We start from the raw sequence: 19,931 nt of genomic DNA, 5'->3' as shown, positions 1-19,931 counted from the left end.
CGGTAACTGGGAACGACCATCGTCGGGTTGTCGTGGACGATTCACTTCGGCGACGGTGAACGGCACCTTGTCCCCAGATCGTTCGGAGGCGAAATGTCCACACGCCGTCGCATCGGGGGCGCCTTGGCCGCCACAGGGCTCGCCCTGCTGGCCGTCACGACGCCCGTCGCGAGCGCCCAGACCGGCGACCCGGCGAGAGGGCTGTATTCGGTGGAGGGCGCGAACGACTCCGCCCAGCGCACCGCCGTCGCCCGCACCGGTGTCGACATCGCGGGCTCGCGCGGTGGCGCGCTGACCGTCGTCGCGACCCCTGATCAGGCCGCGAGCCTGCGCGCGAACGGGTTCGGCCTGAAGTCGCTCGGCGACTTCGACAGCATGCTCAAACAGCGCAGCGGCAGGGCGGGCACCTCCGCCGTCGCGGGCGACTTCCCGCCGGGCGACGAGGCGTACCACACCTACGCCGAAACGACCGCTGAGCTGCAGAAAGCCGCGAAGGACCACAGCGACATCGCGACGCTGTCCAGCGTCGGCAAGTCCTACGAAGGCCGCGAGCTCAACGTGCTGAAGATCAGCGACAACGCGGCCAAGGACGAGGACGAGCCCGAAGTCCTGTTCACCTGCAACCAGCACGCGCGCGAGCACCTCACCACCGAGATGTGCCTGCGGATCGTGAACCGGTTCACCAGCGGGTACGCGACCGACCCGGCCATCAAGAAGATGGTCGACGAGCACGAGATCTACGTGATCCCGAACGTCAACCCGGACGGTTCCGAGTACGACATCACCGGCGGCGAGTACCAGGGCTGGCGCAAGACGCGGAAGCCCGTGCCGGGCAGCAGCGCGGTCGGCACCGACCCGAACCGCAACTGGGACTACAAGTGGAACTGCTGCGGCGGGTCGAGCAACAGCCCGTCCGCCGAGGACTACCACGGTCCGTCGGCGTTCTCCGAGCCCGAGACCAAGGCGGTCGCGGAGTTCATGAACTCCCGGGTGGTCGGGGGCGCGCAGCAGATCAAGGCGCACATCGACTTCCACACCTTCTCGGAGCTGGTGCTCTGGCCGTACGGCTACACGAAGGCCGAGACCGACACGGGCCTGAACGAGGAAGAAGCGAAGCGCTTCGCCGACGTCGGCAAGCAGATGGCAGGCACCAACGGCTACACGCCGGAGCAGTCCAGCGATCTGTACGTCACCGACGGCGACATCAACGACTGGGCGTGGGGCAAGCACAAGATCCTCAGCTACACCTTCGAGATGTACCCGAAGGACGGCGGGATCGACGGCTTCTACCCGCCCGCTTCGGTGATCCCGGAGCAGACCGCCCGCAACGACAAGGCCGTCGACATCCTGATCAACGAGGCGAAAGCCTGATCAGGACCCACTGAGATCGGCCACTCGCGACGCCCGGCTCTTCGGCGAATCCAAGCTGAAGCTCCGGGCGTCGCCCAGTCGGTCGCGGACGAATTCCTGGGTTTCCGCGATCGTCTCGCGCAAGGTGGCATCTTCGTTCCCGAAGAACCGGTAGACGATCTTGCTCGTCTCGGTGTCGAACTCCCAGAGGCCGGCGAAACGATCCCGGTCGACGATCAGATGGCTCGGCGGATCCGCCTGGCCGCCCAGCGTCTCCCCCGCGCGGCCGCCCGGTATCGGCCGTTCGACGTCGGCGTCGTCGAGCAGCCGCGACATCTCGCGGTGCAGCAGGTGGATGCCGTCGACCCCGGCGAGCAGCGCGTACGACGGCTTCGACGGCACGGTGAAAGCGGCGAACTCGTCCGCGAGTTCCTTGGGCATCAGCAGATCGGTGCCGTCGAGCGGGACGAGGTCCAGCGGCTCCACGGCCTTCTTGGCGCTCGCCGAGGTGAAACCGGAGAACCAGCGGAAATGCTTGAGCGACGCCGGAGCGGCCCACGAGAAGTACCGCCGGGCCAGTTCGGTCCGCGCGGTGTCCATATCGGACAGTTCGCCACGCGGTGACGGCGTCCAGCGGACGTAGCCGTACCGCTGCTGGTCCAGCCGTCCGTTGACCGGGACCCGGCGGATGTCGCCGCGGACCTGGAGCAGGCCGAGCGCGAGCGGCAACGTCGTGGTGGTGCCGCGTTTGCGCCCCGCCTCCCCGAGAGAGCGCACCGCGGTTCCGGCGGCGTCCTTGATCGCGGCCGGCGCGAGCGGTTCGGCGGACGCCTCCAGCAGGTCGGCGACGGTGACGCACAACTGCTCGACCTCGGCCCGCGTGACGCCGAGGTACTTCTCCGCGGCGGCGAGTTCACCCGCCGGGGCCGCGGCGCCAACGGTCAGGCCGAGTCCGAAATCCGTCGAAGGCAGGACGTAGGTGCAGCCGCGGGCCGAGGGCAGTTCGTGGACGGCGAGCCGGGCGACGTCCGCGTCGACCGTCTCGCGATCGAGGCGGGCTCGGGCGAAAAGCCCGAGATAGGGCGCCGAACCGCCGATCGAGCGCATCCAGCCGGTCCGCTCCAGCACGGCGGCCGCCGGTGATCCGTGCAGCGATCCGTCGAGACCTTGCCGATGTGCCCACCACGCGCGCAGCTTGCCGGTCGCCATGCCTTCCACGGTATGGGCACCCCATGGCTTCCCGCAGCCTGGCACGATCGACGGGTGCGGAAACGGTTCTCGATGGACTCTCCGGTCGCCTCGACGGTGGTCACCGGCGACGACTTCGGCGAGCTCGAGCACACCTTCCAGGCGTTTCTCGCGCCGGACACGGTCAAGCTGCACACCCCCGCGCCGACCGGTTCCTTCGACATCTCCCAGCTCAGCGGCCTCCGCATCCCCGGTATCGACCCCGGCGGACTGTCGGTCTACGAGCTGACGCTGGACTCCGACGTCGTGCTGCAGGGCGAGGAGACCGCGGAGGCGTACACCGTGGTCGTGACCCTCAGCGGCCGGAGCCAGATCACGATCGACGGCGAGGTCATCCCGGCGCGCCATGTCGTGACCGGTCCGGAGACGCGGTTCCAGACCAGGTACGACCATCCCGACATCCTGCTGCTCCGCATGGGCAAACGGCTGGTGGCGGACACGATGCGCGAACGGCTCGGCGAGGCGCCGACGTCGGCGCTGCGATTCGATCCGGCGATCATCGAGACGTCGGGCATGGACCAGTGGCTCACCCTGCTCCACACGTTCGGCGAGACCGCCGCGTCCGGGCTGTTCGACCGGTCGCCGCTGGCCGCCTCGCATTTCGAGAAGCTGCTGCTGCACGGGCTGCTCGACACCCAGCCGCATTCGATGTCCGGTGATCTCGCCGAAGAACGGTCCCACGCGAAGTCGACGGCGGTGCGCCGCGCGATGACGTACTGCGAGGAGCACGCCGCCGAACCGGTGTCGATCGGCGAGCTCGCGATGGCCGCCAGGGTCAGCGTGCGCGCGCTCCAGCTGGCGTTCCGGACGGAACTCGGGCTGACGCCGATGGAGTACCTGCGCCGTGTCCGGCTCGACCACGTGCACCAGGACCTGCTCGCGATCGCGCGGGGCCGCGCCGAAGGCACCGTCACCGACGTCGCGCTGCGATGGGGCTTCACGCATCTCGGCCGGTTTTCCGGTCTTTACCGCAGCACTTACGGCAAACTCCCCTCGGAAACGGCACGACTCACCGCCTGAAAGGGTCCGGATGCTGGTCGAACTGGCCATCGGCGACGCGTACGGAGGCTCCTTCGAGCACGCGTACCCGAGCTTCGTCGCGGAGCACAACACGCTGACCGGTTACGTGCCGCATCCCGGCTACCTCGGCGTCCCGGCCGGTCGCTACACCGACGACACGCAGATGACGATCGCGATCGCCGAGCTGCTCGTGTCCGGCCGCCGGTGGACGCCGCCGCTCGTCGCCGAGCAGTTCGTCCGGGGGTATCACCGCGATCCGCACGACGGCTACGCGCCGCGGTTCCATCAGCTGCTCAGCGAGGTCCAGGACGGCGACGAGCTGCTTCGACGGCTCCAGCCGCAGAGCGACAAGAGCGGGGCGGCCATGCGTGCCGGGCCGATCGGGCTCTTGCCGACCGTCGACGACGTCCTCTACCACGCGAAACTGCAGGCCAGGATCACGCACGACACCCCGGCCGGGATCGCCGCGGCGCAGGCGGCGGCGCTCGCCGTGCACTACTGCCACCATCGGCTCGGTCCGACAGCCGAGGTCGCGCGCTGGATCGACGGGATCCTTCCCGAGGACGTCGGGCACGGCGGCTGGTCGCTGCCGTGGTCGGGCAAGATCGGCCCGCAAGGCTGGATGAGCGTCCGCGCCGCGCTGACCGTGCTCGCGGACGGCGGCGGTCTCGCCCGGATGCTCCACACCTGCGTCGCGTTCACCGGCGACGTCGACACCGCGGCGACCATCGCACTGGCCGCCGCGTCCCGGTCGCCCGAGGTGGCGCAGGACCTGCCGCCGGTGCTGTGGCGCGACCTGGAGAACGGCGAGTTCGGCCGCGACTATCTCGCGAAGCTCGACGAGCAGCTTCTTAGGGTTACCTAACCTAGACTGGTCGCATGACTTCCTTGACGCCGGTCCGCGAGGCCGCCGACCATTTCGGGCTGGCGATCTCGACACTGCACTACTGGGAGCGCCGCGGCCTGATCACCGCCTCCCGCCGCTCGGGACAGCGGTATTACGACGACGACCAGCTGTATCGCATCGCGCTGATCAAGCACTGGCGGCGGATCGGCGGGCTGGGCCTGTCCAAGATCACCGAACTGCTCGCCGAACAGCACCGCTGGCGTGAGGTGGTGGCCGGTCAGCTCGCGGAGATCGAACAGGAGCGTGCGCGGCTCGACACCGCGCACGACTACCTGGTCGAACTCCTCACCTGTCGCCGCGAGGGGAGCCTTGAGGACTGCCCGTGGTTTCGCGATCGGGTCGACCTGCCCGCGCACGCGGCGGCGAGCTGAGTCCCGGCATCGCCACCGCCGCGACCACGGCCGCGGCCGCGAGGCAGACGGCGGAAGCGAGGAACGCGGCGGTGTAGCCGTGCACCTGCGCCTCTCCCGCCGGACCGCCGGTCTGCCAGGCCGCGGTCACGGCCGCCGCGAGCGCGGTCAACGCGGCCAGGCCGATCGCGCCGCTGGTCTGCCGGACCGTGTTCAGCAGACCGGCTGCCAGGCCGTTCCGCCATTCCGGCACGCCGCTGGTGGCGGCCACCGTGATCGGGGTGAAGGCCGCGGCGGTCCCGAATCCGAAGACCATCCCGGGCAGCAGCACGGAAACGACGTACGAGGCGTGCGGGCCGGTCAGCGCGGCGACTCCCGCGAGACCCACCGCGCCGATCGAGCAGCACAGCGCCGTCGCGCGCCGGGGTCCCAGCCGCACCGACAACCCGCCCGCCGTCTGCGCGCCGGCGAACATCGCCACGCCCACCGGCAGGTACGCCAACCCGGCCCGCAGCGGCGAGTACCCGTGGACGTCCTGCAGGTACAGCGAAAGCAGGATCGGGCTGGCGAGGAAACCCAGCCCCAGCAGGAAGATCACCACGTTGCCGCTGCTGACCGATCGCAGCCGGAAGATCCCGAGCGCGATCAGCGGTTCGTCCGCCCACCTATGCTGGTGCACCAGGAAGACGCCGAGCAGGACGAGTCCGCCGAACAGCGGAAACAACACGGATCCGCTTCCCCAGCCGTCGGCCGGAGACCGCATCACCGCGTAGACCACGCCGACGAGTCCCGCCGTCGATAGCATCGCGCCGAGCACGTCCAGCCTGCCGCGAGGTCGGCTTCGATCCCGCCGCGGCAGCATCGACGCGGCGAGGACGGCCGCCACCCCGATCGGGACGCTGACGAAGAACACCCAGCGCCAGCCCGCCCACTGGGTCAGCACTCCGCCGATCACCGGTCCCGCCGCGGCGCCGGCCGCGCCCACCGCGCTCCAGGTACCCAGGACCCGCGCGCGGCGGGCGGGTTCGGTGAACGTCGTGGTCAGCAGGGACAACGTCACCGGCATCAGCAGCGCGCCGCCGAACCCTTGCACCGTCCTGGCGACCAGCAGCGTCTCCGGCGAACCCGCCAGCCCGGCGGCGAGCCGCGCGACGGTGAACAGGCTCATCCCGAGCACGAACATCCGCCGTACCCCGAACTCGTCGCACAACCGGCCGCCCAGCAACAGGAAACCGGCGAAGGCGAGCGTGTACGCGTTCACCACCCAGGTCAGCGCACCGGGCGAGAAGCCGAGACCGAACCGGATCGCGGGCAGGGCGACGGAAACGATCGTCGCGTCGAGGATGACCACGAACGATCCCGAACAGGCCAGTGCGAGCACGGCGCCTTCACCGGGACGGCGCGTCATGCCGGATCCCCGTTCGGCACCGGCGCGACGCCGCGATCCATCGGCACCGCGTACAGGGAGTCCACTGTGGACAGCCAGCGCAAGCGGGCCAGCGCTCGTTTGTCTGGCTCGTCGGCCGGGAGTTTCGCCTTGGCCAGCACGAGATCGATCAGTTCCGGGTTCATCGCGCCTCCTGGAGCGCGTCACCGACACGCAGGACGGTCGCCTCGTCGAAAAGGCGGCCCGCCAGTTGCAGAGACAAACCGGTCTTCCCCATCGGCACGGCGAGGACCGGATTCCCGACGCCGTTCCAGTACGGCGTCGTGATCTTCTCGAAGACTTCCGGGTTCTGCTGCCCGGCCGCGTCCGCGACGTCGTCGAGCAGCGGAGCGCCGATGGACGCGACCGGACTCGCGATCACGTCGACGTCGTCGAAGAGCCGCGCCAATTCCTGTCGCGCCACCTGCCGAACCCGTTGCGCCTGAACGTAATCCGCGCCGGACACCAGCGCCCCCGCCGCGAAGATCGCCCGCGTCGAGACACCGAAGTCCGGCCATCTCGTGCTCAGGTCGGCTCGGTGATGAGCCAGGGCTTCGCAGCTCGCGGTGACCAGCACCGCGGTGGTCAGCTCTTCCCAGTACGGCAACGAGATCTCGATCAACTCAGCCCCGAGGTCTTCCGCGAGGGACAGCGCTTCACCGAAAACCCGTGCCAGCGCGGGATCGGCGTCTTCGGGGAAGTGGTGTTCCCGGACGACTCCGATCCGCAGCCCCGCGAGGTCACCGGTGAACTCCGGCGCCACGAAAGGAACTTCGGCGATGACCTCCAGCAGTGCCGCGCAGTCGCGCGCGGTGCGGGCGAGCGGGCCGATCCGGTCGAGGGTGTGCGCGAGCGGCACGCAACCCGATCTCGAAACCCGCCCGTAGGTCGGCATCAACCCGGTGACGCCGCAGAACGCGGCGGGCATCCGGATACTGCCTGCGGTGTCCGAGCCGAGCCCGGCGAAGAACATCCCGGCGGCGATCCCGCTCGCCGTCCCCGAGCTGGATCCGCCAGCCCAACGCTCGCTGTCACCGGGGTTTCGCGGGATCGGGAACGGTTTGGCGGAGTCCGGGACCCCGCACCCGAACTCCATCGTCGAGGTCTTCCCGACGATGACCCCGCCGGCGTCCTTCACCCGGGTCGTCACCGCGGCGTCGATGCCCCGCCCCCAGTCGAGCACGGTGCTCTGCGCCGTCGTCGGCCCCTCCGCGACGGCGATGAGATCCTTGACCCCCAAAGGGATTCCCTGCACCGGCCCGCGATCCACCCCGGCCGCGAACTCCCGGTCCGCCCGCCGCGCGGACGCCAGCGCGTGCTCCGGGAACCGCGCGATGTACACGCCGAGCTCATCGGCGGCGGCCAGCGCGCGTTCCGTCAATTCGACGCTGGTCACTTCCCCGCGACGCAACGCCTGCCCGGCTTCAAGCACCGAGCCCTCGTGTTGTCTCCGCACCACAACCCCTCCGGTCCGGCGGCGCCGGGTCGGCGCCGCCGGGACCAGGGTGCAAACTGAAGCGCGGTTGAGCGCAAGGCCGTACTACCGGCAGCAGCGATAGGCCTCCCGAATAAAGACCTCATGGAATTCCTGACAATCTGAAACGCTCACGAGGCGCGCCGCGACTACCGATTGGACTGTCGATCATCACAGCCAGCGACCTGTCACACTGTGATGTGACGTACATCTCCAATCGGAACCCAGTTCCGCAGCGACCGAGGGTGGGCCATCTTGAGCGATAACACTGAATCCGGCACCGACGAGCACTTTGCTGGAGGCGGTGTCGGGCTCAGTGAAGACGAGCGTCAGACGCTGCGGCGGGCTCGGATCGCGAAAACGGCCGCCACCTCGGTCACTCAGGCCGACCTCCTCAACGAGCTCCCGAAGCTCACCCCACACGCGACGAACCATCTTCGCCGAAGGCTCAAGCTCCGCACCGGCGCTCCGCTGGCCGCAGTCGCCCGGGCCGTTCGGTCCGCACTTGCCCGCGCTGACGAAGAGTTTGCGGCGCAGATCCTCCACAACTGCTTCCATGGGCCGATAGTGGCGGCAACCAGAACCGGGAATCTGACCGAAGGCCAACTGGCCGCGATCCTCAGCTCCGATCCTGACGAACTTACGCAGGCGCTCGAATCGCTATATGAGATCGGGCTACACGAGAATCTGCTTGACATCGAGGACTTCGGGTCGACGCAAGCAGTGCGGGCTGCCGCCTGGTCATCGATGGCCGTGACCGGGCATGCCGGCGCGATGGCCGCCCTTGCGTGGTTACTTGCCGATCCACCTACGTTCTGGAGCAAGGGACAAACGGATGCTGCCCGGCAGGTATGGCAAACGGTTCGCAAACGGTATCCATTGCTGCCGGTGATGCCGAAGCCGCTGGAAACGCTCATCGGAGTCGCCGCGACCCTGGACGACCAGGACCCTCTCAACTTCGTTGCCGACGAGGCGGACACTCCAGAGCACACCTCGGTTCTTGGGGCTACTACGACAAGCATGTTCGAATCCACGGTGACCGGACTGGCTGAACGCCTGGCGGCCGATGTGACCCGAGAACTTGATGTCGGGAACACGCAGCCGTCCACACTCGCAGAGCTCACCGCCCAGGCGGAGCAAATGGAGCAGGAGAGGCAGGCTATCGCCTCCGGCGTTCTACCGGCCCTGGTTCGCGCGGTCGCCGATGGCGTCCCCGCCGAGACGTTCGATATCGCCCGTGTCGCGGGGTTCTCCGTAAGTCTGTCCGGGCTGTTAGCCGCCGCATCGGCTGTTAGCGACGGTGAGCCTGCCAAGAGCTTGGACACGGCAATTGCGGCAGTACGGCGTGCGCAAGATGTCGCTGCGGAAGTGGCTGCGGCTGCCGAACGAATCCAGGAGGTTCGGCGTCTCACCACGCTGACCGGGCCGGAGAATCTCGCTGACGATATCGCGCGGGTGCGGGCCCTGGCCGACGGCATAACCGGCGATACCGATGCGGAAACGGTCGCTGCTCTCATGGCGCTGCTTGAGCTGATCGAACTCGCCGGCAGTGACCCCCAGCGGGCAATTGATCTCAGCAGGACGGTCAACACCAGAGTCCCGGCGGCAATTTCGTTGCTCATGTTCACCGGGATCCCTGGTGTTCTGACGGTAGGTGACGCGGCCACGCAAGGCTCTCCCGAAGCTTCGCCAACCCCGCTCGACACCGAGAAGACTGAGGACCACCTGGCCAAGTCTGCAGACGATGCCGCTGCCACGGGCTACGGCGACACAACACAGCTCGTCGCTGACACCGACGCGGACACCTCAGCCCGTAACTCCATGGCGGGTTCGACTTCAGACAGCGGCGCCACTGACGAGCCTGCCGAAGAACCCATTGCGGCTCAGCCCGCCGCCCAACAGCCTGAGCTGGGGCTTGAGGATGTTCTCGCTCAGTTGAACCTCACCGTACCGGCTCCACGTCCTACCCACCACAAATCGCAGGCCCAAGCCGTCCCATCCCCGGTTGACGCCTCGAACGGCCCGGACACCCCAGATGAGCCCGTGTCGGTCGCGCTTTACGGCGACCTTCTGCGTTCCCATGAGCTGTCGCTGGCGTATTGGCTCAAGGTCGCGGAAAACGCTCAGCCGTCGATCCAAGCCGCGCACCGGCTCGCCGCGCTGTCGGGCGCGATGAAGACCTCTGTCGGCTCCAACGCGGCCGCGTTCGCGTCCACCGTTGCCGAGCTCGAATCGCATGCCCTCAAAGATCATCTCGGCATACAAATGCTCGTATACGGTGCGTCAGTACGCGCCGGTCTGTTGTCTCCCATCGCGGGTGCGTCCGATCCGCTGCGCGACGCGACCATGAGCATCGTTCGATCGGGCAGCGCCGTCGGTGAGCTGACCGAATTCCTGCAGAACGCCATCTACGCAGGGGTGTACCTGACCCCTCGTAACGCCAACGCAGTAGTGGAAGCTGCCGAAGCCGCTTCCGAGCACGACGCGCTCGCCCGAGAAGCGGCGACCAAGCTGAGGAACGCGCCGAACCGAACGATCAGGTACGGTCCGGCAACCGATCTGTGGCAAGCCTGGATGGCGGAGGACGGCTATCTTGGCGAACCCCTCAACATCGTCGCGTCCGGGTCACTGTCGCCGACCGACCTCACCTTCGTACGGACTCGGGTTGCGGAGCTGCGTACGCCCCGCAGTCTCGAACAGGTTCTGGACAAGTCCACGTTACGTACTCGAAGCAGCAAGCGAACCGCTAAACGGATCGAGGCCCGTGCGCGGACCAAGCTGCTCGAATGGACCGGTGACGTCACCGAATTGCTCGCCGGCTGGGTCACCGCCATGGAGAACCTCTCGCCATCCAGCGGCGGAACGTGGATGACGGACCCGATCGCGGACCTGCGGACGAAAGTCGCCGCGGTCCGCGAGCAGGCACTAGCCGAACTCGAGCAGCTGCGTGACAGTGGGGATGAGGAACGCGACGCCGCGACCGATGCCGGACTGGCGCTGCTGAACAATGCGCTCGACCTGCTTATGGGTACCGCGTTGGTCGCTGGACATGAGATCCCGTCCGACCGCGCACTCGGCGGTCTGCTGACGCTCGCGCCGGATGTCGATCTCACTCCAGCGCTCGCACCACGCCGCGCGGTCAAGGTGGAAGACATCGTCACCGCATTTGACGCGCTCCGCGCTGGGGACGACGGCTGGACCGCGGCGTTCGACGTGCGCGTCAAACGACACGACCAGGTAGGCACTCAGCTGCTCATCGAGACCTTGCGCCCGCGGAACGCACAGCTGGCACAGCAGCTGTCGGCTGCGCGCGATGAGGCCATCGACGACTCGATCGCTCAGGTCGACAGGCAAGCTGCCGAGCTCGTAGCTCGTACTGACTCCGATCGGCTGTTCGGGCGCTTGAGCATCGACGAATGGACCGACATCACGACCCGGGCAGGCGCCTATCAGCCTCGGCACCGCGGTACTCGCAACGACTTCGACATCATGCTCGACGATCTCAGCACGATCGAGGCCGAGCGAACCGAGGCCGTGAAGGCGACAATCACCGCCGCCCGGACCAAGCTCGACATCGACGGGATGCCGGCTGCCGCTGTCGAGCAGATCCAGCGGTGTATCGACAGCGGCGACCTGACCACGGCGGCCGAGTACGAGGTCACGATCCGTTCCGGAGGGCAGCTGCCTGGTCCGCGCGAAGCCATTGACCACCTGTCCCTTTTTTACGGGACGTTCCCGGACGCGTTCGCTGCGGGAAGCCCTCGAATCGGCGCTGGTGTCCATCCGATGCTCACCCAGCTTCGGAGCGCCCTGGAGGCAGGCACACCGACTGGCGGTATCCCTGCCGGCGCACTTGCCGACACGCTGACCTCCGCTGACGTCGAGCTCGGGAATGTCGGCCGCGGGACGACGGCCGCGTCCAGGATCGAGCAGTGGACACTGCTGGCGAATGGCCGGTCATTCGACTCCCGCATCAGCAACGTGAAGTCGATCCTCGAGCAAACCGGCTTCGCGTTCGACAAGACGACCACTCCACCCACGCGGCGTGGGCACTCCGGTGGCCGAGGTCTGTGGCTCGACCTGCACGGCGTACGGGCCACGTCAGGCAAAGCGTTGCTGCCAGCGTTCGGCTCTGGCATGAGTCCTTCGGGCGATTCGTTGCGGCTGCTGGGAGTCTGGCGTGGGCCGACCCCACGAGAGCTCGTTGAGATGCTGCGTGAGGAGCCGAACGACCATTCCATCGTCGTGTTGTATTTCGGCACGCTCGATGCCGGAGCGCGCCGTGAGCTGGCGGGTTTATTCCGCAACGATCGGCGCCTGCCTGCCACGATCGTGATCGACGACGCCGCCTTCGCTTATCTGTCCTGTCAGCCGGAACCCAGTCGCGAGATCACCATGTCGACATTGATGCCGTTCACGGCTTCCTCGCCGTTCACGCCGGACGTGCCCGGGGCCAGCATCCGACAGGAGATGTTCTACGGTCGCAGTGACGAACGCGCCAAGATCATCGACATGATGGGGCCGTGCATCGTGTACGGCGGCCGGCAACTCGGTAAGTCAGCGCTGCTGCTGGAAGCAGCTCGCAAGTTCGATGACAAGCACAACCGGCACGCGATTTACGAGTCGATCTTCAAAATCGGCCGAGCGGTGCCGGTCGACGCGGTGTGGACGACCTTGTGGCAGTTGCTCGCCGCGCGAGAAATCGTGCCTCAAGACATTCCGGCAGGCGATGTCGCCGGGGCGCTGACCCGGCACGTCACGAAGTGGATTTCGGCCCGCCCGGGACGGCAGTTGCTTCTTCTCCTGGATGAGTCCGACAAGTTCCTCGACGGTGACGCCGAGGCAGTCAATGGGATGTTCACGCACGTCACCCATTTCAAGGAGCTGATGGAGCGGACGGGACGCGCGGTGAAGGTGGTGTTCGCCGGGCTGCATCAGACAGCCCGGTTCGACCGGCTCGCGAACCATCCGTTGGCGCACTTCGGGGAACCCGTCTGCGTCGGTCCTCTCGCTCCGCAGGCCGCATACGACCTGCTGACCCGCCCCCTGCAAGCGCTTGGGTACGAGTTCGAAGAGCGGGATCACGCTGCGCGAGTCCTTGCGTTGGCGAACAATCAGCCGGCCCTCATCCAGCTGTTCGCCGCGCAACTGCTGCGCAATCTACAGGCCGCCGCAATGCCCGACGACGCGCCGCCGCAGACACTGCACGCCGATGATGTCGAACGGGTGTGGGCCGACGCGGGGTTGCGAACGTCGTTCCGCAAGCGGTTCGACTGGACTCTCGAGCTCGACCCTCGTTACAAGATCATCGCCTACAGCGTCGCGCTCCATGCCCACGCTCGTGGCGTTGAGGCGACAATGACGCCGAGTGAGCTGCGTGCCGAGTGTGAGACTTGGTGGCCAGCCGGCTTCTCCGCCGAAGACGTTCGCACTGGCGAGTTCCGGGCTCTGCTAGATGAGTGCGTCGATCTCGGTGTGCTGTCGTACACGAATCGTGGGTACCGGCTGCGAACGCCGAACGTGCTCGACTTGCTCGGCGCCAAAGAAGAGGTCGAAGCGGTTCTCGACCAGGCCGAGTCGATCGAACTACCGGAGAGTTTCGACGGCAGTTTGATGCGACCGGTGTTCGGCGAAGGCCCGACCCGCGGGCCGTTGACGTCGCAGCAGATCGCGGATCTGCTTACCGCCCGCAATCAGGTTCGCCAGGTCATCGGCTCACACGCCCTGACCATCGAACGCTGTCTGAGGGCACTGCAGGACGAGAACGAGCATGCGGTTTCGGGCTATAGGAAAAGTGCCATGCGGGACGCGACCCCGGCCACATTGGCCAAGGTGTGCAAGCAGGTGACCTTCAAAGCCGCAGGTCGGCATGTGATCGTTATCGTGGATCTGAAGGCGGCCACGCCAGAAATCGCGTCCGCGACGTGGACGCAGGCGCGGGAACTGATCGCCACCCACTCGGGCGGCACCCTTGGAATCGTGCTCGTGTCCGGTCCCGCACAGGCTTCCATGTGGCCGGTAGTGGCTCGGGAGACGGACATGTCGTCCGGGCTCACCGAGCTGCACCGTTACGACCGGACCGACCTGCGACTGTGGATGACCGAGACGACCTTGCCGTTCCAGGACAACGCCGCCCGCGACGAATTGCTCGCGGAGACTGGTGGCTGGCCGATAGTGCTGAACAAGATCGCCGAGAACTTGACCGAGTACGACTCAAGCTTGGGCTCAGACCCGCTGAGCGAGGTCAGGGCACAGCTGATGGACGTCGAGCGTTCCCTTGAACTCATCGAGGCTGCCGGGGTACGCAGTAGTGCCACGCTGAGCCAGGCATGGGATTTCCTCGTGTGGAACGCGGACGAACCTTCCGACCTCGACACGCTCGCGGATTACCTCACACTTCACGGCGAAAGCGGAGAAGACGCGTCTGATGCGCTTACCGCGACCGCGCTGACCACCGCCGGATACACCGACATGGCGGACGTTCTCGAAGTGCTACGTGTCCTGGGTGTCGTTGTCGGGTCGCCCGACGACGGGCAGTTCCGGCTTGAGCCCGTCATGGTTGCCGCTACCAAGCGTGTGCACGAATGAGCCAGGCCGCGACGCAACTGCTCGATGCGCTGATCCTCGACGCGGCTGAGGCGGCCCTGAAATCGCCTGCATACGCCGATCAGCAAATCGACTCTCGCGAGTTCGCTCGAGTCAACCGGCATAGGCTGCTGGATCTGATCGCGAGATTGCCCTCGTTGCGAACCGAACTCGCGCAGAACCACCGCGACGAGCTGGCCGACGCACATCCGCGATTGTTGGCGCTGCTGAGCGACGACTCGGCCGACAGCGCCGATGCGGCTCAGACGCTGCGGGATCCTCGCGCGCTCCGGATCCCCAGGGGCCGCGCCAAGGCGGTCACGAAATCGACTATCGGCGAAGGGGCATCGGCAACCAGCGGAGGGCGTGGATCGGGACCGGTAGATCCGACCTCCGCTCGACGACTGCGAGAGCGGTTCGACCGGCGCCTAGCCGAGACACGTGCGGCTCGTGATCGAGCGAAGGTACAGCGCGACTACGCCCGCACGGAAGCTGATCAGTTACGTCGCGATCTTGAAGCCGCCGAGGACGACCGGGATGAATCGCTGGCCGTCATCGAGGCGCTGCGAGCCGAACTGGCTGCCGAGCGAGCCCAAACGGCGGATCTGGCCAAAGACGTGTTGGCCGCTGCGGCTCTGTTGAAAGCTGCGATCCGTCCGGCACCGATCGAGTCTTCTCTCGTCAACAACGTCGATGTCGATCCTCGCGAGCGTGAAGCCGCCTTAGCCGCCGTCGATGCCGAGGAATCAGAAGGATTGGCCGACCCACAGGTAGCTGCCGCGCTTGCGCGGGCTGGTGTGGAGCCAGATCTGCTGCTTTCGGTCTTCGATGCACTGCTCACGCCGCCGGAACAGGTAGAGCGCGTATGGATCGGCGAGCCGCGCGAGATCGCACTGACGCCGTTGGGTGGCGGCACCGACATTGGGGGCTCCTGCATGCTGGTGAGCGTCGGCGATGTCAGGATCCTCGTCGACGCTGGTATGCGACCCAAGAAACCCATCGACCAGGCCGGGCCGGAACACATCGATGTGGCCTTGGCCGAGTCGATCGATGCGATCGTGATCACGCATGCGCACAACGATCACGCCGGTTACGTGCCAGCGCTGAGCGCCAAGTACCCGAACATGCCTGTGATCTGCACTCCGGAGACAGCGGCGATCCTGCCGACGATGTGGAACGACTCGGTTCGAGTGTTCGACCGGGCCCGCGGCGATCATGCCGAGCGTGACGAACCTCTGGTGGAGCCACCGTACGGGCAAGCGCAGGTTCATGCCGCACAGCGCCGTATCCGTGAGGTTCAGTGCGGTCGGACCGTTGAGGTCGCTGATGGCGTCACGATCATGCTTTTCCCCGCCGGGCACATCCTCGGTGCGGCCGGTGTTGTCGTGTCGGCAGGCCCGAACCGGATCACGGTCACCGGGGACGTATCCGATCTCGCGCAGGCGACCGTACCTGGTCTGGTCGTGCCTGACTCGGCCCGAGGATCGAACCTGTTGGTCATCGAGTCGACGTATTGCGGGCACCATGGCTCGAACCGGGACGCCGAGGTCGAGAAGTTCGTACGGATGGTGACGGAGACGGTCGGCGATTCGGCGGCGACCGGCGGACGTGTGCTTGTACCGGCGTTTGCGCTCGGGCGGGCACAGGAGGTAGCACTGACACTTCGTAATCGGCTCCCGGACGTGCCCGTTCTCATCGACGGAATGGCCAAGGACATCGCGAAGATCTACGAGGAGCAGACCGCCGGAACGGCGCGGCCGCTGGAGATCTATGGCGAGCAGGTGTCTGCGGTGCGGGCGTGGGAGCGGCAGCAGTTGCTGCGCACGTTCCGGCGAGGGGTGATCGTGACTACGTCCGGGATGCTGACAGCCGGTCCCGCGGTCACATGGGCACGATCGATCCTGCCGGACCCGGATGCCGCGCTGTTGATTGCTGGCTACCAGGACGAGGACTCCCCTGGGTTTGAACTGCTCGAGCTGGCTGAGGCCAGCAGGCAGGCCACATTCGTGCTCGACCGCGAAGAGCTCAAGGTCAACTCGCGGGTCGCGAAGTTCGGTCTGTCGGCACACGCTGACCGTCGAGGCCTGTCGTCGATCATTACCGAGGTTGGCGCCCGCGATGTGATGCTGGTCCATGGGATTGCGTCCAAGCAACGGGACTTCGCGGATAACCTCACACGCCGAGGATTCTCCGTCGCACCGACGCGGCGCTGGCAACTCACCGAACAATGAACCGAAGCCCGAAAGCGCACGATTGGTGATCTCCCCCGCTACTGGTTGAGATCACCAACCGCGTCGGTGAGATAGCCACCGAATGCTGGTCGTCGCCGTACTACCAGGAAGGGTTGTACCGCAGGCCTTGCTCGTAATACTGGTCGTCGGATTCCGCCGGGGCGGACCGCTCGTCCTGATCCGGCCCGGCGGGTTCTTCCGAACGATCCTTGAGCACGACGTTCTCCGTGTCCGCCGGTTCCCGTCGCGACACGGGCGGCGCGGGGGAAGCCGTGTCCTGGTACGACGGTGTGAACCCGAGCCGCCAGCGGAGCCTGTCGGAGATGTACCCGGCGTTGCCGATCGGCGCCATCAGCTCCGCACTGCGTTTCGCGGATCCTCGCTGCGCTTCCTGGTAGGTCCGCATGACGGCGTCCGCGATCTCGGCGGGCGACAGCCGCGACACGGCGTCACTCACTCTGAGCCGCGTCATCACACCGTCGGTGTTGACCGAAACGGAGACCGCGCCGTCCGGCGAGGACGCGTCCACCGAAAGGGTGGCCAGGGCTTCGAGCATCGCTTGCCGGTCGGCGGGCGGCTTCTTGGCCGCCGGTTTGTCAGCCACGATCCTCCGTCAGTCGGTCGGCAGCGGGGACAGTTCCATCGGCGGCTGCTCGATCTTGCCGTCGTTCGAGATGTCGACGTTCTTGTCCCGGACCCGCTTTTCCGTTCCCTTGTCGGTGTTCTCCGTTTCGAAGTTGCCAGGGTCGAACGTGTCACCGGGGCTGACGTCCGGCGGGTCGGGGATGACCGGCAGGTTGTTGATCTCGACATTGATCTTCGAGATCAGGGATTCCGACGTGCGGAACATGCTCTCCCTGATGTTGACCACGCCGTCGTGAAAGCTGTTGTAGATGCTTTCAGGGCTGTCCCCGACGATGTCGGCCTGCACGGTGGCCGCGGTGGCGAGCCCGGCGCCTGCCGCCGCGCCGGCGACCTGGACCCCGTTCGCGGTGGTGAAGAACGCCGCCGCGGTGAGGCCGCCCGCCGGTGGCACGGCCGCCACGAGCAAGGCGGTGACAGCGGCGGCGAAGGTCGCGGCGAGCGCCTTCTGCAAGGCGGATTCGTCTTGCCGTTCCTTGTCGTCCAGGTACTTTTCCGCGGCGGTCAGGAAGGACGCGGCCAGGGTGCTCAGGTCCCCGCGAGCGGTCGCGATGGCGTCCCGCGCGGCCACGAGATCCGCTTCCAGCACGGTGAGTTTGGTGCCGACCCGCGAATAGGTGTTCACCAAGCCCTGGATGTAGCTCTTGGCGCTTTCGGCCCCTTCGCCGCGCCATTTGAGTAGCAGTGCCAGAGACCGGTCAAGGGGCGCTTTCGTGTCCTGGAAAGCGTTCCAGAGGCGTTCGTAGGCCTCGATCATGGTCTGCAGGCTGTTCGCTCCGACGAGTTCCGCCTCGGAGAATTCGAGGAAGAAATCGCGGACCTGTTCCTTGCGCCCGCCGCTGAGGTCCGCGTCGACGCCCAACCAGGGTTGCTGGAAAAGGAGATCCACGGCCGCCAAGGCCTTTTCGGCGCCCGCGCTGAGGTCGTCGGAGATTCCTTCGAGGAGTTCGGCGTTGCCGCCTTCTTCGGAGGTGGTTTCCGCGTCCAGTGCGTTGAAGTACCCGTCCATCCTCGCGCTACCCCTGTTCCCCGTACGCCGCGCGGTTCACTCGCTGCTTGTTGTCCTCGTTGACGGATTCGTACAGCTCGGCGACCCGGGCCAGCGCGTGGCCGGCGTCCTGCGTGCTCTGGTGCAGCTTCGCGAGCATCTTCTCGACGGCCGCGCGGTGTTCCTCGTAAGCGGCCGAAACCCCGCGCATGCCCAAGGACTTCCCGAAAGCGGTGTCCGGCGCGAACATGCCGGGAAGAAAGCCGCCCGTGACCGGGTCGGGAGCGGGCACGTCCTGTCCTCTCACCCCCGTGTGGGCGGTGCTGACGATGTCCGCGGCATTTCCCAGTTCTTTGCTCGACGCCCTGAGATCGTCGAGGTCGGTTTCGAAACCGATCATGATGTCACCTCGCTATCCGGAATTCCACCCCCATGTAAGCAGCGTTGACTTGGCTGGGAGCCCGACTTGGTGATCCGGATCAGGTGACGAACATCACCGCGCGGGCGGCTCTTCCCGCTGCTCGATTTCGCGAGGCGGGCCGAGCCGTGTCTGCTGAGGCGCCGTCTCTTCGCGGGCAAGCGGTTTGCCTTGGAGCTCGTGCATCCTGTCGAAGTACTTCGACTGCGTGGCCAGCACCGCTTTGGCGGTGCCAGGCGGCAGGACACCGTATGCCTTCAGCAGGTTCGCGTGTTTGTCCTTCTCGTGGGACAGCACCATGCCGATGATCAAACAGATGACCAGAGCCGACTCGGACAGGTAATCGTCATCGGTGGCCGCCCACAGAGCGGCCAGGAACACGCATAGCTGAAGAGGACCCGTATGAGCGCTTTCCCAGTAGTCGAGCTTGCGCTGAAAGTACTCCGCGGCGCGCCGATGTTCGGCCTCTGCCTGCTCGGGCAGCGGGTACTCGTGCGGGTAAGGCGGACCGGTTGGATCCGGGAAATGACAACGGCTTGGCCCGAGGAAATCCTCCGGCCAAGCCGTTGTCGTGCGTGGAGCTGAGGGGAATCGAACCCCTGACCCCCGCCTTGCAAAGGCGGTGCTCTACCAATTGAGCTACAGCCCCGGGTCGCAGGCGATCATGGTAACCGCCCGCGGAAAACTCAGTTGTTGCGGGACGCGTCCGCGGCCTTGGCCGGGGCGCTTCCGTTCGTGGAAACGGAGCCGAGCGGACGCTCGGTCGGCGCGGTGGCCTCACGCCAGAGGTCGGCCTCGGCCTTGGCGGCCTTGTTGCGCTTGATCACGAACAGCACGCCGCCCGCGATGACCGCGAGTGCCAACAGCTTCTTCATCAGAAGCCCCCTCTTCCTGCCGAGTTGCTCCGCTTACCCACCGATGCTACTGCACCCCGCTCCCCAACCCCCCGGCCCCCACGTTCCACGTGGAACCAAGAACCCTGCCGGGAAGAGAAAACCGACAGGGCACCGTAAGAACACCAACCAACCACAATCTCTTCCCGCCCACCGCGATGGGCCCGCCAGGGCCCAAGCCCCAACGACCACCCGCACGTCACTACGCCACGCGCCCCGACGCCTTGGGGGGTCTGGGGGTTCGACCCCCAGAAACGAAAAACACCCGATCGAGGTTTGCGTTGTCCGCAAACACGACCGGGCGAATCGGGTGGGCCCACCAGGACTTGAACCTGGGACCTCTTCGTTATCAGCGAAGCGCTCTAACCGCCTGAGCTATGGGCCCGAACGAGGAGAAGA

General features: G+C 66.6%; 15 protein-coding genes and 2 tRNA genes. 6 read left to right on the top strand and 11 right to left on the bottom strand.

Annotation, left to right across the window (positions count from 1 at the left end):
* The first annotated feature begins 93 nt into the window (after window positions 1–93).
* The gene (locus AB0N89_RS23855) at window positions 94–1,371 is read left to right on the top strand and encodes a M14 family metallopeptidase (protein WP_364207866.1); all 1,278 of its coding nucleotides are present in this window, start codon (window positions 94–96) and stop codon (window positions 1,369–1,371) included.
* Here the strand turns inward: AB0N89_RS23855 and AB0N89_RS23850 are convergent, their stop codons facing one another.
* Window positions 1,372–2,559: a crosslink repair DNA glycosylase YcaQ family protein gene (locus AB0N89_RS23850; protein ID WP_364207864.1), complete on the bottom strand. Its 1,188-nt coding sequence runs from the start codon at window positions 2,557–2,559 to the stop codon at window positions 1,372–1,374.
* Between the two features lie 54 nt (window positions 2,560–2,613).
* Between AB0N89_RS23850 and AB0N89_RS23845 the strand changes: the two genes are divergently transcribed.
* The 3 genes from AB0N89_RS23845 to AB0N89_RS23835 are packed head-to-tail and all read left to right on the top strand — an operon-like array spanning window position 2,614 to window position 4,896.
* Complete coding sequence (locus AB0N89_RS23845) at window positions 2,614–3,618, top strand: AraC family transcriptional regulator (protein ID WP_364207862.1); 1,005 nt, start codon at window positions 2,614–2,616, stop codon at window positions 3,616–3,618.
* Window positions 3,619–3,628: 10 nt separating this feature from the next.
* Window positions 3,629–4,483, top strand: coding sequence for an ADP-ribosylglycohydrolase family protein (locus AB0N89_RS23840; RefSeq protein WP_364207860.1), 855 nt, complete (start codon window positions 3,629–3,631; stop codon window positions 4,481–4,483).
* 14 nt (window positions 4,484–4,497) lie between these two features.
* Window positions 4,498–4,896 carry a MerR family transcriptional regulator gene (locus tag AB0N89_RS23835; protein ID WP_364207858.1) on the top strand — a complete coding sequence of 133 codons (399 nt, stop codon included), beginning with the start codon at window positions 4,498–4,500 and terminating at the stop codon, window positions 4,894–4,896.
* On the opposite strand, the gene AB0N89_RS23830 is transcribed toward AB0N89_RS23835, so the two are convergent.
* The 3 genes from AB0N89_RS23830 to AB0N89_RS23820 are packed head-to-tail and all read right to left on the bottom strand — an operon-like array spanning window position 4,811 to window position 7,760.
* On the bottom strand, window positions 4,811–6,283 hold the full coding sequence (locus AB0N89_RS23830) for a DHA2 family efflux MFS transporter permease subunit (RefSeq protein WP_364207856.1): 1,473 nt from the start codon (window positions 6,281–6,283) through the stop codon (window positions 4,811–4,813). The genes AB0N89_RS23835 and AB0N89_RS23830 overlap by 86 nt on opposite strands.
* Window positions 6,280–6,447 carry a hypothetical protein gene (locus AB0N89_RS23825; RefSeq protein ID WP_364207854.1) on the bottom strand — a complete coding sequence of 56 codons (168 nt, stop codon included), beginning with the start codon at window positions 6,445–6,447 and terminating at the stop codon, window positions 6,280–6,282. Before AB0N89_RS23825 ends, AB0N89_RS23830 begins: the two co-directional genes overlap by 4 nt.
* Entirely contained in the window at window positions 6,444–7,760 is a 1,317-nt protein-coding gene (locus AB0N89_RS23820) for an amidase (RefSeq protein ID WP_364207852.1), read from the bottom strand. The genes AB0N89_RS23825 and AB0N89_RS23820 overlap by 4 nt, the downstream gene beginning before the upstream one ends.
* 270 nt (window positions 7,761–8,030) lie before the next feature.
* On the opposite strand from AB0N89_RS23820, the gene AB0N89_RS23815 reads away from it, so the two are divergent.
* Together AB0N89_RS23815 and AB0N89_RS23810 are read left to right on the top strand one after the other, a co-directional pair.
* Entirely contained in the window at window positions 8,031–14,363 is a 6,333-nt protein-coding gene (locus AB0N89_RS23815; protein WP_364207850.1) for a hypothetical protein, read from the top strand.
* Window positions 14,360–16,591: an MBL fold metallo-hydrolase gene (locus AB0N89_RS23810; protein WP_364207848.1), complete on the top strand. Its 2,232-nt coding sequence runs from the start codon at window positions 14,360–14,362 to the stop codon at window positions 16,589–16,591. The genes AB0N89_RS23815 and AB0N89_RS23810 overlap by 4 nt, the downstream gene beginning before the upstream one ends.
* A gap of 100 nt (window positions 16,592–16,691) precedes the next feature.
* On the opposite strand, the gene AB0N89_RS23805 is transcribed toward AB0N89_RS23810, so the two are convergent.
* The 7 genes from AB0N89_RS23805 to AB0N89_RS23775 form a co-directional block, all read right to left on the bottom strand.
* Window positions 16,692–17,195 carry a YbaB/EbfC family nucleoid-associated protein gene (locus tag AB0N89_RS23805; protein ID WP_364207846.1) on the bottom strand — a complete coding sequence of 168 codons (504 nt, stop codon included), beginning with the start codon at window positions 17,193–17,195 and terminating at the stop codon, window positions 16,692–16,694.
* Between the two features lie 9 nt (window positions 17,196–17,204).
* Window positions 17,205–18,242, bottom strand: a complete 1,038-nt coding sequence (locus tag AB0N89_RS23800) for a hypothetical protein (RefSeq protein ID WP_364207844.1) — start codon at window positions 18,240–18,242, stop codon at window positions 17,205–17,207.
* Between the two features lie 7 nt (window positions 18,243–18,249).
* Complete coding sequence (locus tag AB0N89_RS23795) at window positions 18,250–18,621, bottom strand: hypothetical protein (protein WP_364207842.1); 372 nt, start codon at window positions 18,619–18,621, stop codon at window positions 18,250–18,252.
* Window positions 18,622–18,714: 93 nt separating this feature from the next.
* Complete coding sequence (locus tag AB0N89_RS23790; protein ID WP_364207840.1) at window positions 18,715–19,020, bottom strand: hypothetical protein; 306 nt, start codon at window positions 19,018–19,020, stop codon at window positions 18,715–18,717.
* 195 nt (window positions 19,021–19,215) lie between these two features.
* Window positions 19,216–19,288: transfer RNA gene (locus AB0N89_RS23785), tRNA-Ala, on the bottom strand.
* A 37-nt stretch (window positions 19,289–19,325) separates the two neighbouring features.
* A complete protein-coding gene (locus tag AB0N89_RS23780; protein WP_061981622.1) occupies window positions 19,326–19,514 on the bottom strand; it encodes a DLW-39 family protein in 189 nt (62 codons plus the stop codon).
* A gap of 329 nt (window positions 19,515–19,843) precedes the next feature.
* Window positions 19,844–19,917 (bottom strand) — tRNA-Ile (locus AB0N89_RS23775).
* Window positions 19,918–19,931 lie beyond the last annotated feature (14 nt).

Source organism: Amycolatopsis sp. NPDC089917, from assembly GCF_040684635.1.
Taxonomy (GTDB): Bacteria; Actinomycetota; Actinomycetes; order Mycobacteriales; family Pseudonocardiaceae; genus Amycolatopsis.
The sequence above is the reverse complement of the archived record's forward strand: the minus strand, read 5'-3'. Positions and strand labels throughout refer to the sequence as shown.

Bases quoted from the DNA above. Each gene is read 5' to 3' on its own strand.
- AB0N89_RS23855 (WP_364207866.1), top strand. From the start codon at position 94: ATGTCCACACGCCGTCGCATCGGGGGCGCCTTGGCCGCCACAGGGCTC.
- AB0N89_RS23850 (WP_364207864.1), bottom strand. From the start codon at position 2,559: ATGGCGACCGGCAAGCTGCGCGCGTGGTGGGCACATCGGCAAGGTCTC.
- AB0N89_RS23840 (WP_364207860.1), top strand. From the start codon at position 3,629: ATGCTGGTCGAACTGGCCATCGGCGACGCGTACGGAGGCTCCTTCGAG.
- AB0N89_RS23835 (WP_364207858.1), top strand. From the start codon at position 4,498: ATGACTTCCTTGACGCCGGTCCGCGAGGCCGCCGACCATTTCGGGCTG.
- AB0N89_RS23830 (WP_364207856.1), bottom strand. From the start codon at position 6,283: ATGACGCGCCGTCCCGGTGAAGGCGCCGTGCTCGCACTGGCCTGTTCG.
- AB0N89_RS23825 (WP_364207854.1), bottom strand. From the start codon at position 6,447: ATGAACCCGGAACTGATCGATCTCGTGCTGGCCAAGGCGAAACTCCCG.
- AB0N89_RS23810 (WP_364207848.1), top strand. From the start codon at position 14,360: ATGAGCCAGGCCGCGACGCAACTGCTCGATGCGCTGATCCTCGACGCG.
- AB0N89_RS23800 (WP_364207844.1), bottom strand. From the start codon at position 18,242: ATGGACGGGTACTTCAACGCACTGGACGCGGAAACCACCTCCGAAGAA.
- AB0N89_RS23795 (WP_364207842.1), bottom strand. From the start codon at position 18,621: ATGATCGGTTTCGAAACCGACCTCGACGATCTCAGGGCGTCGAGCAAA.
- AB0N89_RS23780 (WP_061981622.1), bottom strand. From the start codon at position 19,514: ATGAAGAAGCTGTTGGCACTCGCGGTCATCGCGGGCGGCGTGCTGTTC.